At 36.3% G+C, this 22990-nt stretch carries 26 protein-coding genes and 3 pseudogenes; 26 read left to right on the top strand and 3 right to left on the bottom strand.

Annotated elements, in window-relative coordinates; all coding sequences use genetic code 11:
* Window position 1: 1 nt before the first annotated feature.
* The 3 genes from FEZ13_RS10095 to FEZ13_RS10085 are packed head-to-tail and all read right to left on the bottom strand — an operon-like array spanning window position 2 to window position 2752.
* Window positions 2-922, bottom strand: a complete 921-nt coding sequence (locus FEZ13_RS10095; RefSeq protein ID WP_222434402.1) for an osmoprotectant ABC transporter substrate-binding protein — start codon at window positions 920-922, stop codon at window positions 2-4.
* 15 nt (window positions 923-937) lie between these two features.
* Complete coding sequence (locus tag FEZ13_RS10090) at window positions 938-1573, bottom strand: ABC transporter permease (RefSeq protein WP_146549732.1); 636 nt, start codon at window positions 1571-1573, stop codon at window positions 938-940.
* A 27-nt stretch (window positions 1574-1600) separates the two neighbouring features.
* A complete protein-coding gene (locus FEZ13_RS10085; protein ID WP_146552519.1) occupies window positions 1601-2752 on the bottom strand; it encodes a betaine/proline/choline family ABC transporter ATP-binding protein in 1152 nt (383 codons plus the stop codon).
* A gap of 1263 nt (window positions 2753-4015) precedes the next feature.
* Between FEZ13_RS10085 and FEZ13_RS10080 the strand changes: the two genes are divergently transcribed.
* From FEZ13_RS10080 to FEZ13_RS09970, 26 genes and pseudogenes are all read left to right on the top strand, one after another.
* Entirely contained in the window at window positions 4016-4387 is a 372-nt protein-coding gene (locus tag FEZ13_RS10080; protein WP_146552518.1) for a YwqH-like family protein, read from the top strand.
* Between the two features lie 25 nt (window positions 4388-4412).
* Complete coding sequence (locus FEZ13_RS10075) at window positions 4413-4694, top strand: YwqI/YxiC family protein (protein ID WP_146551804.1); 282 nt, start codon at window positions 4413-4415, stop codon at window positions 4692-4694.
* 172 nt (window positions 4695-4866) lie between these two features.
* Window positions 4867-5436, top strand: a pseudogene (locus tag FEZ13_RS20030) (T7SS effector LXG polymorphic toxin); the annotation flags it as partial.
* Between the two features lie 747 nt (window positions 5437-6183).
* Window positions 6184-6630: pseudogene (locus FEZ13_RS20025) on the top strand (LXG family T7SS effector ribonuclease toxin YxiD); the annotation flags it as partial.
* The gene (locus FEZ13_RS10065; RefSeq protein WP_146552516.1) at window positions 6630-7070 is read left to right on the top strand and encodes an SMI1/KNR4 family protein; all 441 of its coding nucleotides are present in this window, start codon (window positions 6630-6632) and stop codon (window positions 7068-7070) included. The pseudogene FEZ13_RS20025 and the gene FEZ13_RS10065, both read left to right, overlap by 1 nt.
* A gap of 209 nt (window positions 7071-7279) precedes the next feature.
* Entirely contained in the window at window positions 7280-7960 is a 681-nt protein-coding gene (locus tag FEZ13_RS20320; protein ID WP_304621401.1) for an HNH/endonuclease VII fold putative polymorphic toxin, read from the top strand.
* Window positions 7957-8454, top strand: coding sequence for a YxiF family protein (locus tag FEZ13_RS10055; protein ID WP_186725837.1), 498 nt, complete (start codon window positions 7957-7959; stop codon window positions 8452-8454). The genes FEZ13_RS20320 and FEZ13_RS10055 overlap by 4 nt, the downstream gene beginning before the upstream one ends.
* A gap of 229 nt (window positions 8455-8683) precedes the next feature.
* Window positions 8684-9226: a T6SS immunity protein Tdi1 domain-containing protein gene (locus FEZ13_RS10050; RefSeq protein WP_146552515.1), complete on the top strand. Its 543-nt coding sequence runs from the start codon at window positions 8684-8686 to the stop codon at window positions 9224-9226.
* A gap of 29 nt (window positions 9227-9255) precedes the next feature.
* Window positions 9256-9426: a polymorphic toxin type 8 domain-containing protein gene (locus FEZ13_RS10045; protein WP_146552797.1), complete on the top strand. Its 171-nt coding sequence runs from the start codon at window positions 9256-9258 to the stop codon at window positions 9424-9426.
* A 14-nt stretch (window positions 9427-9440) separates the two neighbouring features.
* On the top strand, window positions 9441-9815 hold the full coding sequence (locus FEZ13_RS10040) for a DUF2750 domain-containing protein (protein WP_146552514.1): 375 nt from the start codon (window positions 9441-9443) through the stop codon (window positions 9813-9815).
* A gap of 172 nt (window positions 9816-9987) precedes the next feature.
* Window positions 9988-10800 carry a polymorphic toxin type 15 domain-containing protein gene (locus FEZ13_RS10035; RefSeq protein ID WP_146552513.1) on the top strand — a complete coding sequence of 271 codons (813 nt, stop codon included), beginning with the start codon at window positions 9988-9990 and terminating at the stop codon, window positions 10798-10800.
* A 12-nt stretch (window positions 10801-10812) separates the two neighbouring features.
* Window positions 10813-11355: a T6SS immunity protein Tdi1 domain-containing protein gene (locus FEZ13_RS10030; protein ID WP_146552512.1), complete on the top strand. Its 543-nt coding sequence runs from the start codon at window positions 10813-10815 to the stop codon at window positions 11353-11355.
* Between the two features lie 175 nt (window positions 11356-11530).
* Window positions 11531-12303 (top strand): annotated as a pseudogene (locus FEZ13_RS20020) (DNA/RNA non-specific endonuclease).
* Window positions 12304-12309: 6 nt separating this feature from the next.
* Window positions 12310-12720: an immunity protein YezG family protein gene (locus FEZ13_RS10020; RefSeq protein ID WP_146552511.1), complete on the top strand. Its 411-nt coding sequence runs from the start codon at window positions 12310-12312 to the stop codon at window positions 12718-12720.
* Window positions 12721-13064: 344 nt separating this feature from the next.
* A complete protein-coding gene (locus FEZ13_RS20010) occupies window positions 13065-13829 on the top strand; it encodes an AHH domain-containing protein (protein ID WP_146552510.1) in 765 nt (254 codons plus the stop codon).
* A gap of 15 nt (window positions 13830-13844) precedes the next feature.
* Window positions 13845-14294 carry a DUF4274 domain-containing protein gene (locus FEZ13_RS10010; RefSeq protein WP_186725836.1) on the top strand — a complete coding sequence of 150 codons (450 nt, stop codon included), beginning with the start codon at window positions 13845-13847 and terminating at the stop codon, window positions 14292-14294.
* Window positions 14295-14555: 261 nt separating this feature from the next.
* The gene (locus tag FEZ13_RS20005; RefSeq protein ID WP_255473091.1) at window positions 14556-14681 is read left to right on the top strand and encodes a hypothetical protein; all 126 of its coding nucleotides are present in this window, start codon (window positions 14556-14558) and stop codon (window positions 14679-14681) included.
* Between the two features lie 17 nt (window positions 14682-14698).
* Complete coding sequence (locus FEZ13_RS19495) at window positions 14699-14986, top strand: hypothetical protein (protein WP_186725835.1); 288 nt, start codon at window positions 14699-14701, stop codon at window positions 14984-14986.
* Window positions 14987-15186: 200 nt separating this feature from the next.
* Window positions 15187-15651, top strand: a complete 465-nt coding sequence (locus tag FEZ13_RS10000) for a hypothetical protein (protein ID WP_146552796.1) — start codon at window positions 15187-15189, stop codon at window positions 15649-15651.
* A gap of 109 nt (window positions 15652-15760) precedes the next feature.
* Window positions 15761-16567, top strand: coding sequence for a hypothetical protein (locus FEZ13_RS19790; protein WP_222434401.1), 807 nt, complete (start codon window positions 15761-15763; stop codon window positions 16565-16567).
* A gap of 12 nt (window positions 16568-16579) precedes the next feature.
* Window positions 16580-16954: an immunity 22 family protein gene (locus FEZ13_RS09990; protein WP_146552508.1), complete on the top strand. Its 375-nt coding sequence runs from the start codon at window positions 16580-16582 to the stop codon at window positions 16952-16954.
* Between the two features lie 512 nt (window positions 16955-17466).
* Window positions 17467-18594 carry a Fic family protein gene (locus tag FEZ13_RS09985; RefSeq protein ID WP_146552507.1) on the top strand — a complete coding sequence of 376 codons (1128 nt, stop codon included), beginning with the start codon at window positions 17467-17469 and terminating at the stop codon, window positions 18592-18594.
* Between the two features lie 224 nt (window positions 18595-18818).
* On the top strand, window positions 18819-18983 hold the full coding sequence (locus tag FEZ13_RS19490; RefSeq protein ID WP_186725834.1) for a hypothetical protein: 165 nt from the start codon (window positions 18819-18821) through the stop codon (window positions 18981-18983).
* Window positions 18984-19214: 231 nt separating this feature from the next.
* Window positions 19215-19460, top strand: coding sequence for a hypothetical protein (locus FEZ13_RS09980; protein ID WP_146552506.1), 246 nt, complete (start codon window positions 19215-19217; stop codon window positions 19458-19460).
* A gap of 624 nt (window positions 19461-20084) precedes the next feature.
* Entirely contained in the window at window positions 20085-21494 is a 1410-nt protein-coding gene (locus tag FEZ13_RS09975) for an APC family permease (protein WP_146552505.1), read from the top strand.
* A gap of 89 nt (window positions 21495-21583) precedes the next feature.
* Window positions 21584-22948: a putrescine aminotransferase gene (locus FEZ13_RS09970; protein WP_146552504.1), complete on the top strand. Its 1365-nt coding sequence runs from the start codon at window positions 21584-21586 to the stop codon at window positions 22946-22948.
* Window positions 22949-22990: the final 42 nt, after the last annotated feature.

Below are 22990 nucleotides of genomic sequence, written 5' to 3'. Positions count from 1 at the left end.
GTTATTCCTCCTTTTGATCTTCAAAATAGTTGTTTTTCTCCAAAAAACGTTTAGCAACAATTGCGGGTTCGATTAAATTATTGTCTGCCTCATAGTTCAGTTTTTGCATTTGTTCCGTTGAAATCTTGCCGATGAGCTTTTCAATGGCTTTTTTAACTTGTGGTTTTTCCTCTAGTAATTGATTGACTGCTAATGGGCTAGCATCATAAGGAGGGAAGAAGTGCAGATCATCCTCCAAGACGACAAGATCGTAGCTGGCAATACGACCATCTGTTGTATAACCTAGAACGATATCCATCTTATTGGCCGCTAAAGCATCATATACCAGACCGATTTGCATAGGGTAAACATTCTTAAAATCAAATCCATAGGCTTTCACAAAATCCTTATAGCCATCGCCAGCACGATTGACCCATGAGGAATCGACACCAGCTTGTAAGTTTTTGGCGATATTTTTTAAATCACTTACTTTTTTAAGATTGTACTTTTTAGCCGTTTCTTTGGTCACCATAAAAGCGTACGTATTGGCAAACCCATACGAATCAAAGAATGTTTGATCAAAACGTTCTTGGAATAATTTTTGTACCAATGCCATGGCTTGTTCAGGATCTTTGAGGGGTTTTTCTTTTAAAGCGCCAGTTAAATCCGTACCAGTGTAACGTACGGCTGAAATATTCGCATCGCCATTTACCATGGCTTGATGTAATACAACACTAGAGCCAAGATTATTAATCATTTCGACATCTTCATCCGTATAATGTTCAATCATTAGTTTGATCATATTTCCCATAATGTTACTTTCGGTTGTTGTCATTGTAGCTATTTTGACTGTTTCTTCGTCATCTGAACGATTCCATGAACAAGCAGATAAAACTAGCAGCAAACTAGCAAGGACAATGACAAGCATTTTCATCTTTTTCATCTTGTTTGCTCCCTTCTACCGTTCAATTTTTAGTCCTTTTGGTGTTGCTAAGCGTTCGATTTTAGCTAATATAAATTCAGCTAATAAAGCTAGCAAAGTGACAAGAATTGCACCACCGATGATGAAATCAGGTTGATATAGATTTAATCCATTAAAGATAAAATCTCCAAGTCCACCAGCACCAATATAGGAGGCTAAAGTTGCCCATGAAATAACATATACAGCGGATAGTCGAATACCTGACATAATAACAGGAATGGCTAATGGGAGTTCGACCATGAAGATCGATTGTACACGAGTCATTCCCATACTGATGCCTGCCGCTTTAAGATCTCGATTGACATTATTTAAACCAATATAAGTATTATTTAGAATAGGCAAAAGTGTATAGATAAATAATGCGATAATGGCAGGTACTTTCCCGATCCCTACAAACGGAATCATCATAGCAAGGATTGCAAGGGAAGGAAGCGTTTGTAGGATACTTGTAATACTTAAAACAATCTTCGCTATTCTTGGTGTTTTAGTTAAGATTACACCCAACGGAACGGCAACAATAATACCAAGAAGTAGAGAGATTGCAGATATATAGAAGTGCTCCCAAGTTTTCTGGATGATGGCATCACTATTGTTGGTGATAAAATCGATCATCTTCTCATATCCCTTCTATTTTGTTTCTTATTGTTCTTGTTGTTGGTTTGATTGACTTTCATCCTCATCTCCCCAAATGGTGTCATAAACAATATCTACAATATTTGCACGAGTGACAAGACCTAATAGTCGATGTTCATCATCGACAACGGGGATGTTTTTTAAATTACGTTTTAAAATACGACGGACAGAATCTTGAAGTTTCGTGCCATTTTTGACATAGAAAATTTCTTCTTCCATTGCGTCCGAAACAGAGTTCGTTTTATGACGCGCTGCTGTCAATCCTTCTACGTCGATCAATCCTTTTAAATGATTCTGCCCATCTACTACAAATAATGTATCTACACGTTTCTTCACCATTGTACGGATGGCATCATCAATACTTTTTTCAAGAGAGATTGAAACGGGGGTGATCATAACATCGTCCACTATTTTGGCGCTCGGTTTTTCTTGGATTAAACGGTGAGAACCAATAAACTCGCGAACAAAGTCATTTGCAGGGTGTGACAAGATATTATCGGGGGTATCAAACTGTATAACTTTACCATTATGCATAATACAGATTCGATCTGCTAATTTGATGGCTTCATCCATATCATGGGTAACGAATATGACCGTCTTCCCAAGACGTTGCTGTAAATCCTTGATAAGGTCTTGTAAGGTGTCTCGCGTGATGGGGTCTAATGCACCAAATGGCTCGTCCATTAATATGAGGTCTTGGTTTGCGGCAAGTGCACGAAGTACGCCGATCCGTTGTTGCTGTCCACCTGATAATTGTACTGGATATAGGTCAAGATAATTTTGTGGTAGATTGACCAATTCTATCAATTTTTCCGCTGTTTGATCTTTCTTTTCTTTTGACCATTTAAGAAGTCGAGGTACTAGTGTAATGTTTTCGCGGATCGTCATATGTGGCATCAATCCAATTTGTTGGATTACATAGCCAATGCTACGTCTTAAAGAAACTGGGTTTTTTTTAGAGAGGTCTTGACCATCTACGGTGATGGTTCCTTTGGTTGGTTCGATCATTCGGTTGATCATACGAAGCGCAGTCGTTTTTCCACTGCCACTTGTACCGATAAAAGCGACAAACTCGCCACGCTCAATTTCGATATTCATATCATCAACCGCTTTTTTTCCTCCCTTATAGATTTTAGATACATGTTCCATTTTTAGCATGAAACTCACTCCTTATTGTTTTTCACATCAAATTACCCTGATTTTTAAAAATATTACAAATAAAATATGGAAAGGTAAGAAAAGTAAGCGCTTTTATCCCGCTTTAACGGGCAGTAAGACTCCCATCTCAAGATATAGAGAGAAATAAGAAAGATAGATGGGAATTATCCACTGCCCGTTAAAGTCCGATAGGTTCGGGCCAACAAGATGTTGGTCACTCAGGTGTTGGCACGCGCTTTTAACCTGAGTTCCTCTAGTTCAGTGGGGGATGAAGAGAACCCCCACGGATGAAGTTTCACTTTATAAATAATTATTTACAAATCAGGGGATGTTTAATTTAAACATTCATGAGCTTTGGGTTTTCAATCCATGCATGAAATATAGAAAAGGAGAAGGCGTTCTAACTCACTGGAAGAAGCATTCTCATATAAAGTGTATCAAAGATTTCCATTTAAATAAAGGGATGGGGGGTACCCTGTGGAAATATGACACTTTAAAAAGTCAATAAAAGTTAACAAAAGGTCCTAAAAAATCACAAAAGTTTACAAAAAAATCAGGTGTCAGTCAGAGTATCTGAACCATTCATCTCCTTTGCTAAGGATTTCATGCTGCTTATGATTAAAATACAAGTTGACGTTCTTCTGAGAGTGAAAAATGTATGTTGTATATTTTTTCTTCAATCCCTTCTACATTTGATGGCATAATTGTCCAAATATAATAAAGGAGGTTCAATAATTAGACGGTTTTGTTTCTGTATTCGCTTTTATCCTAACGATTTTAGTGATCCTATTATATTTATCTGTATTACCTTTAATTTTATGGTAAAAATGATAAGAAAATCGAATAACTTCTAAATTAATATCTGTCAAGCTAAATCAAAAAGATTAGAAGGGGAAACGCTTTTTTGTCATAACATTGGCATATAGTACATGGATATGGATTATCTTCGTTTTCCTCTAAAATCTGTAGGTGATAGGCGCTGAAATAATTCAGACAATAGGGTGCAAATGATGTCCTTCATCTCTTCAGGGGTTAAGGACTTTTTCTTTAGATAGTCTTAGATTTGGGTACCAGTAATTAGTTTATTTTTCCTATTTTGTATTGAAACAAATAGGAAAATTTAATCTCAATAGTCGGTTTTTTACATGGTATAATTGATAAATATTAACATAATCATATTTTATTTTTAATGGATGGTACTTATTGAATGATTCTGAAAGAGTTTAGAGAACTTTTGTTTTTTATAAAAGGGGGGAGGAACCTATGTCTTTAGCGTATTACTATGCACTTTTAAGTGAAAAGCAATATCAACTTCAAAGGCTTCAGACCTGTAGCAATCAGCTACACATATATCAACAAGAATTGATTGGGTATGAAAAAAAGCTGACGCAACCTGACCTCTCCAGTCATACCTGGCAAGGGGTATTAGCTAATAAGTTTGATCAAACTCGCCATGAACAGATGCAGACAAAATATCTTGAGCTAGACACGCAACAATTTAATGCTGTTTATAAGGCCATAAGCGACAAAACGAGCAGCTTACAAAGTGAAATCAGTACAATCAAGCAAACGATTCAAAGTCTGGAAGAAGCTCTTGCCGCTGAAAAGGAGAAAGAGAAGGCAAAAGCAAAATAACTGAAATCAAAGGAGACGCGATGGGATGAGTACGGAAATTAAAATCAAACAAACGGACATTGACCAAGCCCTTTCTAAGATGAAATCTTCCACAAATACGCTTCAGACTTCGCTCCCTTCTGCAATCGGTGAGGATAATGTTCTAACGGTCATCCAGAAATGGAAGGATCTCCATCAAACGATCGGACAAGTGTTAGAATCCTACAAAATTTTATTAATACAAAACGAGAAAACCAGCCGACAAGCTGTTCAGAGCATGATCGAACTGGATGAAAAGCTGGGAGATCACCATCAAATGCTGAAATGAGTTGTTTATGCTTATGAAGGGGTAGAAGAGGTAGGAAAATCCATTTCATTACGAAGTAGTAAAAAGTGGTGGATATCCCGACCGGTTTAGCTAGCACACATTGAAACACAAAACGACATTAAGTTGAACGAAACGTAAAGGAAGGTGGATCGTTATTACAAAAGTACTAGATGTGGCAGGTTTACAGAATGGCATCGAGAAAACGCTCAAGTCCTTAAAAAATAAACAAACTGAGATGGCGGCGATTGAAAAAGCGGTACAAGGGATACTGGCGCTAGAAGATGCTTTTAAAGGAGAAAGTGGGGAGGCAATTCGAGCCTATTATCAAGAAGTACACCTTCCATTTATCTCCTATTATCAAGCTTTTATAGCCGATTACGAGCGTCAACTAAAAGCTATGGACCATGAATTACAAAAGCTAGAATCCGCCGAAAATGGCCGGATTGACGAAGCGTTTTTAACAGAGGACTTAAAAACTAGCCTCCAAAACACAGCCAATCGTACCATCACCCTCACAGATGAGGCTAACCAGACGATTCTTTCCATCCAAGATATTGTGGCTACACCGTCATTAAATGATGCCTCTTTTTTGGAGGAAGTGACGGACGCCCAAAAACAGATTCAGTCTACGGTAGAAAAAGTTCACCAATTTGATTACAATCAAAGTAAAGCCTTAGAAGAATTATCCAATGATGTGTCGAATATGCAAAACTACATAGATGGCATTCAAGCGCAGATGAAAAGTGGAAAGCTGCAACTAGCAAACTATACCATTGGCACATTAAGCGAGTATCAGCTAGATGGCTGGTTGAAGGATGAGGTAGGAAGTACCTGTTCAAGAGTAGAGACAGAAGAAGTGGATCGAATCGAAGAATTGCAAAAGAAACTCGCAAAAGCTTCCACACCAAGTGAGTATTTAAAAATCGCGAAAGAAATAGGCATCGAAAATCTCAATGATGACCAAAAACAAATCGTCACTATGCTGGAAACGGCGGAGGGCATCTCAAAGGGTCTCCTTAAAGCGGGAAAAGACTTTGTAAAAGGCATATTTGACTTCATCACTCATCCCGTAAAAACAATAGAAAGTACAATGGATGCCATTGCTCATCCCATCGAAACCTACGATTATCTTTCGAAATCCATCGCTGATTCTTTTCAGCGGGATGTCATCAATGGAGATGCCAAGTCGCGCGCCCAGTGGATATCCTACGCATTAGGAACCCTCGGATTATCCGCAGTGGGCACCAAAGGATTAGGCGCTGTAACGAAGACAGGAATGACCACAGTCAAAGCCACTGCTAAAGTAGGCGTCCACAAAGTAAAAGGCGCAGCCCAAAAAATCCCGACGCTCGACCTGTATCCCTATGCACCCCAACACCAATTAGTTGGTGTGAACGCAGGTATTGTGCCTTATAATACAGTGAATAGTGTTGGGCTGAGAGATCAGTTGATTTCTATGGCGAAGGTGGAGGCAAGTGGTAGCGGTAAGGGTATGGGGAATAAGATAGATTCTGATACAATAAAAAAATACATTAGAGATATAGAAGGACGAACAGGTAGAGAGTTACCTAAAAACCAAATAGAGAAGTTGAAGGAAGCCTTAAGAGATAAAGAATATAAAAAAATGTCACCAATAGGAACAGCTAAACATAGGGCAGAATTTGATAAAGTAAAAAATAAAGTAATCAAAGAATGGGAAGAAAATACTGGGCAACAGTGGCCTGTGTATAATGAAAATGTTATTTCAGAAAAAACCGGTAAAATAATTAGGAAACAAGGAGATAAGTATGATGCTCATCATATAATTGAAAATACTTTTGGGGGAGAACATGAATGGTGGAATATACATCCTGCAAAATTCCCAAATGAGCATCAAGCTGGTATTCATGGAACAGGTTCACCAGCAAATACACTATTTAAAGGAGGTAAAAAATAATGAGTTATGAGTTTATTAAGGCGAACCAAGAGAATAATTTTTATCCAGTGACTGAAAACGAAATAAAGGAGGTTGAGAAGGAACTTGATTTAAAATTTCCTAAGGAATTAGTTAATTTTTATTTAGAGGTTGGCTACGGATTTATTAAAAGCTCAGAGTTTAATATTAATCGTATTATGGATCCTTATTCAGTAAGAGATTTTCGATTGAGAGTTAATGATTTTGAGTTTTATCCCGACATAGAAATCTACGATGAATTTGAGAATAACAAACTAATATTTTTTGAAGGCAGTGAGTCAGCTTTAATGTCAATAGAATTGAATGAAAATAACAGAAGCTCAGTTTACTATTATGATATTCAAATTGCTACGTCTCTTGAAGAATTTTTAAGAAAGATAGAAGAAAATGATAAATATTACTTGGAGTTACTAGTTGATTAAAGAACGATAATAAAACTTATACTTTGAATGATTTTACGCATTTCAAGTTTTTTTACTTTAATTTACTCAACTTTCGTACATAGAAAAACTCAATGAACTTTTGATGGAAGTTCAAGTGACAGGCACCCACACAATTCTGACAATAAGCTACAAATAAAGTCTTTAATCTCTATAAAGATTGAAGGCTTTTTAAATCCGAATTATTTTAATTGGATTCATTAGCATTTCAGCGGGATGTCATCAATGGAGATGCCAAGTCACGTGCCGAGTGGATCTCCTACGCATTAGGAACCCTCGGATTATCCGCAGTGGGCACCAAAGGATTAGGGGCTGTAACGAAGACAGGAATGACCACAGTCAAAGTCACTGCCAAAGTAGGCGTCCACAAAGTAAAAGGCGCAGCCCAAAAAATCCCGACGCTCGACCTGTATTCGTATGCGCCCCAACACCAATTAGCGAGTGTGAACGCAGGTATTGTGCCTTATAATACGGTGAATAGCGTTGGCTTGAGAGATCAGTTGATTTCTATGGCGAAGATGGAAGCAAGCGGTAGTGGTACTAAGGGTTCGGATAAAATTGAGAAGGTATTAACGAAAAATGGAGCATTTAGGGATGCAAAGAGAAGGGCGGGAATACCTAACTCTACTCAGCACAAGAAACCTGTCGATGTTTATGATGGAACAACTGAAAATAGAAGAGTATATGAATTTGAAGTAGATGGCAAGAAAAAATATATTATAGAGTACCGAGAGGATAAATTCGGGAGAGGTCCTCACTTTCATGGTGCTGACGATTTAAAGGGAAGCCCATTGGAAAAAGGAAGATATAATCAGTATCCTGGACATTCCCCGGAAGATTTTGTTGGTTATAAAAAGAAGGGTCGACCATGAGAAAGGTGATTAATTTGAGTGACGAAAGAAAAACAAAAATGGAGCTGTTAAAAAGACAAAGTAGAAGAAAGAATTTGGTAAAAGAAATAAACTTCATGAATCTTACAGAGGAACCTTTTTTAGATATTGAAGATAATGATTTATTTTGTAAGAATGTGTTTTCGCTACTTAACACAAGGGAAAATAAGATTCAATTGCAAGGAGATAGCTATAAAGAACATATTCAAAAATCAATACAATTGTTAAATGATACTATTGATAATATCGAAATAATACCAAAACAAGGAAGACTATTGTTTTTTAGAGAAAATGAAATAGAAGCAGTGTTGGTTAATGTTAATGAAGTATTTAGTCACTTAAATGAAATTATTGAGTTAACAAAGTTTTCAGTTGGATATGGAGATTTTATTCTAGTTGCAGAAGATTTTAATTTTGGTTTGTGTATTGAACGAACGGAATATTTTTATGAGTTAAGTGTTTGGGGATTATCATGAGATTTTGGTGCTAGGCACTCAAACAATAATAGCGTTGGCTTGAGAGATCAGTTGATTTCTATGGCAAAGGTGGAGGCGAGAGGTAGCGGTACTAAGGGTACGGGTAATGTAAGACGTTTAGATGATATACCTAGAATAAAAGAAGTTGAAGTTAATTTTAAAAGACACCAGAACAACTAAAAAATACTTATTTGAATGTGAAATTAACACATTAGTGGGAGGAATTTAAATGGAAAAATATTTAAAAGATTTTAAATTCCATAATAAAGTTCCTAGTGAAATCATTGAAAAATATACGAAACTGGTACCAAATGAAATGATAGATTTATGGAGTAATTATGGATTTGGTACATTTATGCAAGGGTATTTTAAAAGTGTAAATCCAGAGGAATTTAAAGAGATTTTGGAGGAGAGTAGTCAAAGATACAAGGATTCAGTTGTGTTGTTTGCTACAGGTATGGGTGACCTAGTTATTTGGTCAGATGGATATGTTAGACTACTTAATTACAGGTATGGTGTGGTAAAGACAATTATGTTTACATTTGAATTTTTCTTTCAAAATATTAATGATTTGGAATTTAAAGATGAAGATTTGTCTTGGCAACCTTATCCCGAAGCCCTTAAACAATATGGTGATTTGGATTATGATGAGTGCTTCGGCTATACACCTTTATTAGGCTTAGGTGGAGCAGAAAAAGTAGAGAATCTAAAAATAGTCAAATTGAAAGAACATATTCTTATTATTACTGAATTTATGGGACCAGTTCAGTAAGTTTTGGTGACAGGCACCCAAACAATTAAATAAAACTAGGAAAGAGAAAAAATATAAGAGTTCCACAAGGATATAATTTGGCACATAGACGCGGTTATGAAGCAAGAAAAGGTTATGGATATGAATATAGTGACCTTCAAACTATAAGAAGTCATAGAACTCAGCATAAACATGATGGCTATGGAAAGAGGACAAAATAGAGGAGGTAATGTTATTGAATAACAAAGAGATTGAAGTAGTCAGTAAACTCCCTGCTTCAAAAAGGTATGAATACTTTATAAAGAAAGTAGCTGATTTTGAGAAAGTTTGGGGATTGCTTGATGTTGGGTGGGCAATCTCAGAAGATGATAATGGAAATTCTCTAATGCCCTTTTGGCCGAAAAAAGAATTTGCAAATTTATGTGCAGTTGATGAATGGAAGAATTATAAAGCAGAACAGATAGAACTTGAGGACTTTATGCAGGAATGGTTACCTAGTATGAAGAAAGATGGTATAAAACCTTCAATTTTTTGGAATAATGTAGACTCTGCAGTACTAGATATTGATACATTAATCTTAGATTTAGAAGATGAATTAAAAAAATATTAATTATTAACTCTAAGTTTAAGTGCCAGGCACCCAAACAATTCTGAAAATAAGCTACAAATAAAGTCTTTAATCTCTACAAAGATTGAAGGCTTTTTAAATCCGAATTATTTTAATTGGATTCATTATCATTTAAACGAGATGTCACCAACGGAGATGCCAATTCACGAGCGAGATGATCTCCTACGCATTAGGAACCCTCGGATTATTCGCAGTGGGCACCAAAGGATTAGGCGCTGTAACGAAGACAGGAATGACCACAGTCAAAGCCACTGCCAAAGTAGGCGTCCACAAGGTAAAAGCCGCAGCCCAAAAAATCTCGCCACTTAACCTGTATCCGTATGCGCCCCAACATCAATTAGCCAGTGTAAATGCAGGTATTGTGCCTTATAATACGGTGAATAGCGTTGGCTTGAGAGATCAGCTGATTTCTATGTCGAGGGTGAGTGGTAAAGGTACTAAGGATATAGGTAATGTAAAGCATTTAGATGATGTATCTAGAATAAAAGCAATTGAAGTAAAATTTAATAGAAATTTAAAACATGCCCCCGAAGAGTTTGCAAGACAATTAAAGGATCAAGAAAAAGGTATGAATGAATTAACGGTTGACGAGTATTTGAAAAATAGAGACAGATATATTGCTGAGGGAAGAGCGTTAGAAGGTAATGTTGCTCAACAAACGACTCGAGAAGAGGCCTTTTCTGATAAGATTGCAGCATTTATGGGTAATGGAAAATCATTTGATGAAGCAGAAAAAGAAGCTAAAGAATGGCTAAAAACCCAAGCAGCACTCCATAATCCAGATCAAATTGCAGGTGGAAAACCCAATAATATTGGTGGAATGGGGCATAAGGGTATAAATTCGTCAATTGGTTCTCAATGGAGATATAGAATTGATGATGTTGATGAACAAATAAGAGAAATGGCAAAAGATATGACACTTGAGCAATTAAAAAATACCTATTTGAATGTAAAACTGACACACTAAGGAGATTTATATATGGAAAAAATATTAAATGATTTTAAGATAAACAGTAAGGTTTCTAGCGATATAATAGAAAAATATAAAAATCTTGTTCCAAAGGAAATAATAGACTTGTGGCAGGAATATGGATTTGGAACATTTATGCAAGGATATTTTAAAAGTGTTAATCCAGAAGAGTACATTGATATTTTACAAAAGTGTAGTCAAAGATATACAAATTCTGTAGTGTTATTTGCTACTGGTATGGGAGATTTAGTATTATGGGCTGACGGTTATGTAAGATTGCTTAATTTTAGATATGGAGTACTTAAAACAGTTATGCCAAACTTTTTGTATTTTTTCAAAAGTCTGGATTCAGAAAAGTTCCGAGATGAGTATTTAAAGTGGCAACCATATCCCGAAGCTGTTGAAAAGTGGGGAGAAATATCTTATTATGAGTGCTTCGGCTATACACCTCTATTAGGCTTAGGTGGAGCAGAAAAAGTAGAGAATCTAAAAATAGTCAAATTGAAAGAACATATTCTTATTATTACTGAATTTATGGGACCAGTTCAGTAATATTCGGAGTATGTAAGTTTTGGTGACAGGCACCCACACAATTCTGACAATAAGATACAATTAAAGTCTTTAATCTCTACAAAGATTGAAGGCTTTTTAAATCCGAATTATTTTAATTGGATTCATTATCATTTAAACGAGATGTCACCAACGGAGATGCCAATTCACGAGCGAGATGATCTCCTATGCATTAGGAACCCTCGGATTATCCGCAGTGGGCACCAAAGGATTAGGCGCTGTAACGAAGACAGGAATGACCACAGTCAAAGCCACTGCTAAAGTAGGCGTCCACAAAGTAAAAGGCGCAGCCGAAAAAGTCCCGACGCTCGACCTGTATCCCTATGCGCCACAACACCAATTAGCTGGTGTAAATGCAGGTATTGTGCCTTATAATACGGTGAATAGCGTTGGCTTGAGAGATCAGTTGATTTCTATGGCGAAGATGAGTGGTAAAGGCAAAGACGATATTTCTAAACAAGTAAAATATAGAGAGCATTTCACTAAAGACAATGGTAAGAAAGCATTGAAACCTAATATTGAGTATACAACTAAAGAAGGGTACCAGTATAAAACCGATGGTAGTAGAAGAATATCAAATGTAGAAGCGAAGTTAGAACTTGGCAAAGCAGAACGTAATCAATATGCGCAAAGGACTGTTGGTGGAGAGGACAGATTATCTAATGATGATGGAGGACATTTGATAGCAAGCATTTTTAAAGGCTCGGGTGAAATTGACAACTTAGTACCAATGAATGCTACTCTTAATAGGAAAGAGTACAAAGCATTAGAGACTCTTGGAAAAAAGCTTTAGAAGAAGGAAAAACAGTGAAAGTTAAAATTGAACCTATTTATAAAGATAATTCTTCTCGTCCTTCAAAGTTTGAAGTAGAGTATAAAATTAACGAAAAGAAGTATGAAGTTAATTTAAATAATTATAATGGGAGGTAGCTAAATTTGGAGACAAAAAACATGGAAGTCATCTACCAAAAAGTAGCGAATATTTTAGTTGAAATGATACCAGAAGAATGGGAAAAGATTTTACTATATGCTGAGGTTAGAGAGGGATTTTCTCAAATCTATTTCTATTACTATCCAATAAATCAAAAACAACCAGTATATAGCTTGGATATTGTAGATGTTTTTAATATCGATAAAACTTTGCATAGAAAATTAAAACAAGAACTGTACGAATGCTTTGAAAAACTTTGGAATGAATTTAAAGTTCAAAGCCAAGAACAGTTGGCAAGTTTAACATATATCTTAGATAATATGGGGCGAATGAAACTTAACTATGGGTATGAGGACATATCAGAAATTAGTTCTGAAGAAAAACAGGATAAGTGGGAAGCTGAATACTTAGTGTAAACACCAGTAGGTTGGTCGATTGACTTTTAGGTTTAGGTGTCTGTCCCCAAAACAGCCAAACCACTACCAAAGTAGTCGTCCACAAAGTAAAAGGCGCAGCCCAAAAAATCCCGACACTCAATCTGTATCCCTATGCGCCACAACACCAATTAGCTGGTGTAAATGCAGGTATTGTGCCTTATTAAGTTCAAGTGCCAGGCACCCAAACAATTCTGAAAATAAGCTACAAATAAAGTCTTTAATCTCTACAAAGATTGAAGGCTTTTTAAATCCGAATTATTTTAATTGGATTCATTATCATTTAAACGAGATGTCACCAACGGAGATGCCAATTCACGAGCGAGATGATCTCCTACGCATTAGGAACCCTCGGATTATTCGCAGTGGGCACCAAAGGATTAGGCGCTGTAACGAAGACAGGAATGACCACAGTCAAAGCCACTGCTAAAGTAGGCGTCCACAAAGTAAAAGGTGCAGCCCAAAAAATCTCGCCACTTAACCTGTATCCGTATGCGCCCCAACATCAATTAGTTGGTGTGAACGCAGGGGTTGTGCCTTATAATACGGTGAATAGCGTTGGCTTGAGAGATCAGTTGATTTCTATGGCGAAGATGGAAGCAAGCGGTAGTGGTACTAAGGGTTCGGGTGGAAGTAATACTAGATTAATACCGGGAACTGAAGGTGTTGTTACTGGAGGTGATTCTACTAAATTAGGAAAAAATATGATGGAGTCAATGGGACAAAAAAGATCCACCAAGTGGACTGGTCATCAGGCTCAGCATATAATTCCTTCTGAAATGAAAGATCATCAAATATTACAGAAGATTGGTATGGATTTTGATGACGCTTCAAATGGCTTATTTTTACGAACACCAGCAGAGGATGTCAGCGCTATGTCAAGACATAGAGGATATCATTCTACCTACAATGAATTTGTAAAATCACAATTAGATGCTATTGATATTACTCAAGACGTTAATGCATTGCAACGACAAGTATTAGATTTGCAGAGCAATTTGAAAAAATTGCAGCAAAGTGGATTGCCACTTTACCCGAATCAGGGTGCATCAGTTGATTTGTGGCAACGGAGTTTAAATAGAATTAAGTAAAGGAGTATGTGCTATATGAATGAGGAAAAAGAAAAAATTATTCAGCAAATGTTATATGAAAAAGATATTGAGGAAGTATTAAAAGAATTACCCTCTATCAATGACTCTGAATTACTGTATGTGTATGCCTACAATTATAACTGGGGTAATGGATTTAAGATACCTAAAAAAATCCTTCTCAAAGATTGCTGTGATTTAAGTACAGCATTAATGATTTTTTATTCTGCGGATGGAGTCAGATATTTGCAGAATAAAGATGAAAAGAATGATAACCTAAAGGAATGGTCTGTTTTTATTAAAGATTTATATGATATGATACTTGAAAATAGATTCATAAAAAGTGATATAAAATTTGTCCCTCCTTTAAGCAAAGTTCAAGTATTTAAATTGAAGAAGGATTTGGTTAAAGAGGAATATGTGTTTTTGGAGAATATAGGATATAATGATTTGAATATAACTTTGTAAATACATTTATTAGCCATAGCACTTTATGATTGTTAAGATTAATTGTTAAATGTGCTATGGCTTTTGTATGTTTTTAAGTTCAAGTGCCAGGCACCCAAACAATTAAATCCGAATTATTTTAATTGGATTCATTAGCATTTGAACGGGATGTCATCAATGGGGATGCCAAGTCGCGCGCCCAGTGGATCTCCTATGCATTAGGGACCCTTGGATTATCCGCAGTGGGCACCAAAGGATTAGGGCGTTGTAACGAAGACAGGAATGACCACAGTCAAAGCCACTGCTAAAGTAGGCGTCCACAAAGTAAAAGGTACAGCCCCAAAAATCCCGATGCTCGACCTGTATCCGTATGCGCCCCAATATCAATTGGTTGTAGTGTTGGCTTGAGAGATCAGTTGATTTCTATGGCGAAAGTGGAGGCGAGAGGTAGTGGTACTAAGGGTACGGGTGAAGTTACACCTAAAAAGAAGTCTGTACCAGATTGGCTTAAAAAGCGTTGGGAAGCAGGTAATAATTTTAATAAGGAAAATCGTCCTCGTTACCCTTATAATGAGATAGAGTTGGAAGCAAAAGAAGTAGGTGGCAAAAAGTACGTAGTTGACTCATATGCACCCAATAAGGAAATAGTATCGAGAAAATTTACTCAACTTAGTGAAGTGCAAGAAAAGACAGCTAAGAGTTACTTAAATTAAATTACAAAAAAATATTCTTCAGGTTCTAAAATATCAAATGGTACTTTTAATCCTAGCGCTCTCAAAGGAGGGCGACTTAAAGGTGAATTAATATTAGAAGTACCAGTTCAAAATAAACCAATTCCACGAACAATTCTTGATGAAGCAACAAAAAACAGGATTATTATTAGGGATATTAAGGGGAAGGTGTATAATTGACTATGAAAGTTTATTATTGTGACGAATGGTCGGACATTAAAAAGAAGCCTTGGAACATTCTTGATGACCGTACTGCATACACATATCATCAAAAACATAAACCATATACGGTGGTATTAATAGAAGATGAGAAACCTAAGTATATTGTAAATGTTACAAATGAATGGGTTTCGGTGGGGTTTTATGATGATCTGATTCGTAAGTATTTAAATTATGATTTTGAAGTTATGAGTGATGGTAAGATTTTTTTAAGAACAGCCATGTATTGGGAATATGCTGATGAAACTGACATGGAAGTAAGCAGCTTGATTTTGGGCTTCCGAGAAGATGGCTGTATAGCAATGGAAAAGAGAGATTTAAAGACCGGTTCAGTCGAGGAACGCGAGACTAGCGATACCCTTGAAAGAAACTGGGATGTATTTCCTGAATTTGGTCAGTACATTCATTTGTGCAGAGAGGAAAGGTGACGTGTTAAAGTTCAAGTGCCAGGCACCCACACAATTCTGACAATAAGCTACAAATAAAGTCTTTAATCTCTACAAAGATTGAAGGCTTTTTAAATCCGAATTATTTTAATTGGATTCATTAGCATTTGAACAGGATGTCATCAATGGGGATGCCAATTCACGTGCGGAATGGATCTCCTATGCATTAGGAACCCTCGGATTATCCGCAGTGGGCACCAAAGGATTAGGCACTGTAACGAAGACAGGAATGACCACAGTCAAAGCCACTGCCAAAGTAGGCGTCCACAAGGTAAAAGGCGCAGCCCAAAAAATCCCGACGCTCGACCTGTATCCGTATGCGCCCCAACACCAATCAGCGGGTGTAAATGCAGGTATTGTGCCTTATAATACGGTGAATAGCGTTGGCTTGAGAGATCAGTTGATTTCTATGGCGAAAGTGGAGGCAAGAGGTAGCGGTAAGGGTATAGATAATGTTAAAGATATAACTAAATTAACTGTTGATGATATACCAACTGCAAATAGTGGAAATTTTAATAAATTCTTCAATTTACTTACAAGTAGTGAACTAGACGAACTTTGGAAAGATAAAAAGATTAGAAAGAAAATTGAACGTCAACTTAGAGAACCTGGAGGTTTACATGAGTGGCATTTAGTTTCAAGGGCTCCGCAATTTAAGTATTGGAATATTGGTGCTGAAGAGATTAAAGATTTAAGAACAGCTATATCCGATGTCAAATTTGTCAATCCAAACGGTGTTCATGGAGGATTAGGCTCAACTAAAACACATAATGAATTGTTAGCAATAATAGATACTTTTAGCGACTATAATACATTTGTTAGACGACTTAATAATTGGGCTAATTATAGATTAGAGGGTGGAGTTTCGTCTTTACCACAAGGTCTAAGATTAAAGTAGGAGGATACTATAATGGAAAAACAAGGATGGGTTTCAATTTGGTTAGGAAATATTAACGATGAGGACTCAATAGGAGAGTATGTTGATTTAACGTATGATGAGGATGGCGAGTCTGTCCCTTCCCAATTCTTTATCGATTTTAATATTGATATGGATGAAACAGATGAGGATACTATAGAAAAAGCGGTCTATAAGAATAGTAGTAGTGATATTTCGGAATTATTAGATGGGTGTTCGTATGAAGAAATTGTCATCCCAAAAATCCAGAAAAGTATAAACCTAAAGAAATCATATAATGCAGTAATTTTAATATATAATTTTGAATATAAAAATGAAATTAGTTCAACAGGTGCTTTTGATTTTATTGCTGCTACAAATTATGAGTAAGAGAAATCTTAAGGGATGGAGTAGATTTTGGTGCCAGGCACTCAAACAATTCTGAAAATGAGCTACAAATAAAGTCTTTAATCTCTACAAAGATTGAAGGCTTTTTAAATCCGAATTATTTTAAATGGATTGCAAACGCTTCCCACACCAAGTGAATATTTAAAAATTGCGAAAGAAATAGGCATCGAAAACCACGATGGTGTCAAAAAACAAATCGTCACCATGCTAGAAATCGCGAAAGGCATCCAAAAGTGTCTCCTACAAGCAGGAAAAGACTTCCTAAAAGGGGCCTGGGGTTTCGTTGGCCCATCTCGATGGAGATTTAATATATATGGCAAGGAAATAAACATAATAAAATTTATGTATGTAGTGGTGTTGTTTCTTATTTTTATTAATTATTAATACATAAAAAACAAATAAATTCTCTTAGTATAAAAAAATATATGAGTTAACGAAAAAAATGTGAATAATTTAGTTAATATGGTTATAATGAAAAAAAAGGGGTGACCATTATGGCAATTCAAGGCTTGCTGCCACTTCCAATAGGTTTAGAAGCAAAAGATGCTTTGAAAATATATAGAAAGCTATCTGAAGTAAGTAGCAAAATCGGACGTTTAGACGAAAAATTCAAGCATTCTATGGTTGGGGAGAGTTTAATTCGAATCTTTTCTTTAAGCGAATCCGTACAATCGACGAGAATTGAAGGTACACAAGTAACATTTTCGGATATGGTAGAAGAACAAGATGATCGAAATCCGAGATGGGAAATTATTGAGGTTATGAATTATCAAAAAGCATTACTAGAGGGTTTTGAATATATTCAAAACGGATATCCGATTTCTACAAGACTTATTAAAAATTTGCATCATACATTAATGGATGATGGAAGAGGAACCAGTCAGGCAAGTGGTGAATTTCGTAAAATCCAAAATTTTATCGGACCCACTAAAAAAATTGAAGATGCCTCCTATATACCTATTCCCGTACATGAAATATCAAGCTATATGGAAAATTGGGAGACCTTTATAAACGGTCACCCATATGGGAAAAAGTTACCTTTACGTCATTTAAATGCCGATCAAGAAATTATAGATGAAGAAAGTAACCCTTTACTGAAGGCAGCCATTATTCATGCCCAATTTGAATCCATTCATCCATTTTTAGATGGAAATGGCCGATTGGGGCGTATTATTATTGTTCTTTATCTGATTCAAGCTAAAGTGATTTCTAAACCGATTTTCTTTGTCAGTGAGGAACTAGAAAGAGAGCGTATGAGATATTATGATTTACTAAATGGTATACGTGGTAGTCAACCAAATTGGGGAAATTGGCTTCACTTTTTTTTAAATGCTTGTGAAAGAATGGCTGAAAAACTAAATCGAAAATTAGATTTAGCTGAAAATTTAGCAATAGTTGGAATGAATAAATGCGATAAAGATTCTGAAAAAAAAGTTTGGATGTACACATTTACAGATCCAAATACGACTGCAGCAAAGGTTTCAGATATACTTGGTATTTCTCAAAATACCGCTCGTACAGCATTAAAATCTCTCGTCGAAAAGGAGTTAATCTACACAGATCAGCAGTCAAAGCGAAACAAAAGATACAAAAATTACGATTTAATACGGATTTTAAATTAAATCCCAATAGGCTTTGCCAACTTAGCCAAATCGAGTACCAGTTGCCAACCTAGATTTTGAAATTTCCTACAGTTGAAACTCTAACTAATTAAGCACATATGGAAAGAGGATGTCTCCATCGTGATGACATCCTCTTTTTGCACGTTCCTTATATTGGGATGATCGATATCCTTTGTCAATCCACGAGAAAAAAGGGTTTATCCACGGGGAATGCAGTTCAATCCATGAGAAAAAATGGTCTATCCACGGGGAATACAGTTCAATCCACGAGAAAAAATGGTCTATCCACGGGGAATACAGTTCAATCCACGGGAAATACCGCCCAATCCACGCGAAATTGGTTTCAATCCATGTTCAAGATCACTCAATCCACGATAATCCGAAGTTGATCCACGTTTGAGAAAATTTAAGTCCTAAAATTTAGCGTAGGATATAAAAAACTTAATTGTTTAGGTGACAGGTACTTAATCTTCATTCATAAGTCTTAACGTTCGGCAATCAGACAATTCTGAAAACAAGCTACAAATAAAGCCTCTGCCTAGGTTGAAAGCTTTTTCAATCCATTTATATTAATTTGATTCGTTTCAGCGGAATGTTATTCAACGGAAGTCATGTGCAAAGTGGATAACCTCGCATTAGGAAACCTCGGATTATCCGTAGTGGAAACCAAAGAATTAGGAGCTTTATCGAAGACAGGAATAATCACAGCCAAAGCACTGTCCAAGCAGGAGTTCACCATTCACCAAGTAAAAGGAGCAGCCGAAAAAATCCCAACGCTCAACTTGTATCCCTATGCGCCACCATCCATGGAAGAAAAAGTTCCATCCAATATATACTCCTTATTTCTACCTCATCAACACGCCTGATGTGCGCCAACACTGAATATGTAGTGAAATCCACAGGGAGAAATTTAAAATCTAATCCAGTAGAATTGTTGTAGTAAATAGACTATGCAAAAAAAGTATGTCAGGAAATATAACATACCATATTTACAAAATCTATTATAAGATCTATAATTCAATCATTCAGAATTTTCTATCAATAAAATGAATGACAGTCATTCATTTTATTGATAGGTGTTATGGTTCGTCACTTTGGTACGTTTTCTTAGATCTTATAAAATAGCGGATGCCTTTGTGGATGGAATTGGATCATCAACAATATGTTTGTAAGACAATACGACCATGGAGTGAGGACCATGTCAGGAGGTGTAAAAACGTACTTATTATTTGAGAAAGGTTTCCGTCTATAAATTTGCGAGTATTTAGACAAGTAAAAAACATATTTAATCTTTGAAAAAGAGTAATAACTTTTGGTTTTGCAAGTTTTTTTGTATGACAAGCGTAGCAACAAGTACAGAAGATTGCTACCTATTAGATCATGAGAGGAATGTGATTTTATTTTTTCCAATTTAGTGAGGGATGAAGAAAACCCAAACTGATTAAAGTTTCACTTTATGTCCAAAATCATTTGAAAAGGGGACTTGATAGATGGAAAAAGCTGCTTTAAAACGATCATTAGGATTATGGGCCATTGTTGGTCTTGGATTAGGTTATATGACCCCTACGATTGTATTTGACACTTTCGGAATAGTGTCCGAAGAAACAAATGGACTTGTTCCATTAGCCTATTTACTGGCATTGGGCGTGATGTTTTTTACAGCTGTGAGTTATGGGAAAATGGTTCAAGTATTTCCAAGTGCGGGTTCGGCATATACATATGCAAAAGAAACGATTCACCCGTATTTAGGTTTTCTTGTTGGATGGGCAGCGCTATTAGATTATCTCTTATTACCATTAGTGAATGCTCTTATTATTCGGATTTATATGGAATCAGCTTTTCCAAATGTTTCATCTTGGATTTGGGTAGTCGGTTATGTTGCCATTGTTACCGCCATTAATGTGTGGAGCATGAATAAAACTTCTAACATTAATTCAATACTGGTAGTCTTTGAGTTTGTTTTAATCGTAGCATTTCTTGTGTTATCCTTTGTAAGACTATCACAAGGAATGGGGCAAGGGACTATATTGACATTTGAGCCACTTTTCCATACCAATATAGAAATCGGCAGTATTCTTGCTGGAGCCACAGTCGTATGTTTTTCATTCATAGGGTTTGATGCTATTACCATGTATACAGAAGAAGCTGTCGACCAAAAAATAATGCCTAAAGCCATTATGTATACAGTGATGATCGGCGGAGCGATATTTTTTATTGCAAGTTATTTCACTCAGGCATTATTCCCAAGCGTTTCAAACTTTAAAGTGATAGATGATACACTTCCAGAAATCGCATTTAAAGTTGGTGGACAGTTATTCCAAATCGTTTTTCTTTCGGGTGCTTTTGCTGCTACAGTAGCTTCAGGGCTTGCATCTCATTCGAGTGTTTCTCGTTTACTGTACGTAATGGGGAGGAACGGGATGCTTCCACGCAAAATATTTGGCTACGTGCATCCTAAGTTTAAGACACCTGCACGGAATGTCATTATTGTTGGGATCATCTCCTTACTTGCCATTGCCCCAACTCTTGAATTGATTTCTTCTCTCATTAATTTTGGGGCTCTTATTGCTTTTACTTTTGTCAATTTATCTGTCATCGCTCATTTTGTTTTTAAACATAAACGATATAAAACAAAGAAGGATATTTTGGATTATATTATAATGCCTATGTTGGGTGCCGGGTTGACAGGGCTTCTTTGGATCAATTTATCGACTGAATCTTTTCTTGTGGGCATTGCCTGGACAGGGATTGGTTTCGTCTATCTATTATTTTTAACTAAATTTTTCACGAAAGATGTTTCTTCTTATGACTTCGGAAAAATGGAAGATCCCCAAATTATCGGAAATGTTGCAGAACAAACAAAAGGGGAGCTTGCAGAACAGTATAGGGGAGTACATTGAGAAATAAATTAAATATAGGGTTCAATTATTTTTTTAAAATATAAATGACTGACATTCAGTCACTATCAAAAACAAAAGGAGGAATTATAATGAGTATAGAAGTTCAACAAGAAACATTAAAAAGTACAAATGTGACAGAATATATTGGAAAAGTTTTAGGGTTAATTGAAAAAGAGAATTTGACAGTTGAAGAGGCAAAATGGATCACTGAGGAAACTGTTGAAGGATTTCGTGAAAATATCAATCCAGGTTTTTTAGAATATCGCAAAACTGTCACATTAGATAATCAGTTTGCCGCTGTAGAATGGTCTGATGAAGGCTCTTGTTTCAAAGATGTGAATGGAAAAGAATATATTGACTGTCTAGGTGGTTTCGGCATTTACAATGTTGGACATCGCAATCCCAAAGTTTTAAAAGCTGTTCAAGATCAATTGCAACATCAGGCTCTTCATAGTCAGGACTTATTAGATCCACTTCGAGCTATGCTAGGAAAAGTGCTAGCTGAAATCACACCGGGAGATTTAAAATATTCGTTCTTTACGAATAGTGGGACCGAGAGTGTGGAAGCTGCACTGAAAATTGCCAAAATGTACAGTGATCGCACCACTTTTATTTCCACAACGCGTGCTTTTCATGGTAAAAGTTTAGGGTCGTTATCTGGAACGGCCAAAGGAGTTTTTAGAAAACCATTTTTGCCACTGATTCCGGGATTTCGTCATGTACCATTTGGTGATATTGAAATGATGCGTAAAACATTTGAGGTTTGTCAATTTGTCGGTGAGGATGTAGCGGCTGTTATTTTAGAACCCATCCAAGGTGAGGGAGGTATTATTTTACCACCACAAAATTATTTAAAAGAAGTAAGGGCACTTTGCGATGAATATGGTGCATTGCTGATCCTTGATGAAGTACAAACAGGAATGGGACGTACGGGTAAAATGTTTGCGGCTGAACTATACAATGTAGAGCCTGATATTTTATGTTTGGCCAAGGCTTTTGGTGGTGGAATTATCCCAGCGGGTGCCATCATTGCGAATGAAAAAACATTCAAAAGTCTATTTGATAATCCTTTTATGCACACAACCACATTCGGAGGAAATCCACTTGCATGTGCAGCCGCATTAGCAACGATTAAAGTTTTAATCGAAGAAGATTTGCCTACACGTGCGGCAGAAGTAGGAAAATATCTATTGAGTGGGTTAAGAGAAACAACTGTAGGGTATGAAGATAAAGTTATGGAAATTCGTGGACAAGGTCTAATGATTGGAATCGAGTTCCATTCAGATGAAGTAGGGTATGAATTTTCCAAAAAAATGTTTGATGAAGGAGTTTTAGTCGCGGGTACACTTGTCAATTCCAAAACGATCCGCATCGAACCACCTTTAACCATTTCTTATAGTGAAGTAGATCAAGTAATCGCCACCTTTAAAAAAGTTTTAAGTCAACTACGCTAGCTGATTGCAAGCGATAATCTAGGAAACAATAATACGGGGAAC

The sequence above is a fragment of the Rummeliibacillus sp. SL167 genome, from assembly GCF_007896505.1.
GTDB classification, from domain to species: Bacteria; Bacillota; Bacilli; order Bacillales_A; family Planococcaceae; genus Rummeliibacillus; species Rummeliibacillus suwonensis.
Note: the sequence above shows the minus strand (reverse complement) of the source record. Positions and strands in the feature narration are given on the sequence as shown.

Excerpts from the sequence above, each read along its gene's own strand:
- FEZ13_RS10095 (WP_222434402.1), bottom strand. The coding sequence starts at position 922 with ATGAAAAAGATGAAAATGCTTGTCATTGTCCTTGCTAGTTTGCTGCTA.
- FEZ13_RS10010 (WP_186725836.1), top strand. The coding sequence starts at position 13,845 with ATGAATGAGGAAAAAGAAAAAATTATTCAGCAAATGTTATATGAAAAA.
- FEZ13_RS09985 (WP_146552507.1), top strand. The coding sequence starts at position 17,467 with ATGGCAATTCAAGGCTTGCTGCCACTTCCAATAGGTTTAGAAGCAAAA.
- FEZ13_RS10080 (WP_146552518.1), top strand. The coding sequence starts at position 4,016 with ATGTCTTTAGCGTATTACTATGCACTTTTAAGTGAAAAGCAATATCAA.
- FEZ13_RS09970 (WP_146552504.1), top strand. The coding sequence starts at position 21,584 with ATGAGTATAGAAGTTCAACAAGAAACATTAAAAAGTACAAATGTGACA.
- FEZ13_RS10055 (WP_186725837.1), top strand. The coding sequence starts at position 7,957 with ATGAGAAAGGTGATTAATTTGAGTGACGAAAGAAAAACAAAAATGGAG.
- FEZ13_RS20010 (WP_146552510.1), top strand. The coding sequence starts at position 13,065 with ATGATCTCCTACGCATTAGGAACCCTCGGATTATTCGCAGTGGGCACC.
- FEZ13_RS10050 (WP_146552515.1), top strand. The coding sequence starts at position 8,684 with ATGGAAAAATATTTAAAAGATTTTAAATTCCATAATAAAGTTCCTAGT.
- FEZ13_RS20005 (WP_255473091.1), top strand. The coding sequence starts at position 14,556 with ATGACCACAGTCAAAGCCACTGCTAAAGTAGGCGTCCACAAAGTAAAA.
- FEZ13_RS10085 (WP_146552519.1), bottom strand. The coding sequence starts at position 2,752 with ATGCTAAAAATGGAACATGTATCTAAAATCTATAAGGGAGGAAAAAAA.
- FEZ13_RS09975 (WP_146552505.1), top strand. The coding sequence starts at position 20,085 with ATGGAAAAAGCTGCTTTAAAACGATCATTAGGATTATGGGCCATTGTT.
- FEZ13_RS10000 (WP_146552796.1), top strand. The coding sequence starts at position 15,187 with ATGAAAGTTTATTATTGTGACGAATGGTCGGACATTAAAAAGAAGCCT.
- FEZ13_RS19490 (WP_186725834.1), top strand. The coding sequence starts at position 18,819 with ATGAGAAAAAATGGTCTATCCACGGGGAATACAGTTCAATCCACGAGA.
- FEZ13_RS10030 (WP_146552512.1), top strand. The coding sequence starts at position 10,813 with ATGGAAAAAATATTAAATGATTTTAAGATAAACAGTAAGGTTTCTAGC.
- FEZ13_RS10035 (WP_146552513.1), top strand. The coding sequence starts at position 9,988 with ATGATCTCCTACGCATTAGGAACCCTCGGATTATTCGCAGTGGGCACC.
- FEZ13_RS10075 (WP_146551804.1), top strand. The coding sequence starts at position 4,413 with ATGAGTACGGAAATTAAAATCAAACAAACGGACATTGACCAAGCCCTT.
- FEZ13_RS10065 (WP_146552516.1), top strand. The coding sequence starts at position 6,630 with ATGAGTTATGAGTTTATTAAGGCGAACCAAGAGAATAATTTTTATCCA.
- FEZ13_RS10090 (WP_146549732.1), bottom strand. The coding sequence starts at position 1,573 with ATGATCGATTTTATCACCAACAATAGTGATGCCATCATCCAGAAAACT.
- FEZ13_RS19495 (WP_186725835.1), top strand. The coding sequence starts at position 14,699 with ATGGCGAAAGTGGAGGCGAGAGGTAGTGGTACTAAGGGTACGGGTGAA.
- FEZ13_RS09990 (WP_146552508.1), top strand. The coding sequence starts at position 16,580 with ATGGAAAAACAAGGATGGGTTTCAATTTGGTTAGGAAATATTAACGAT.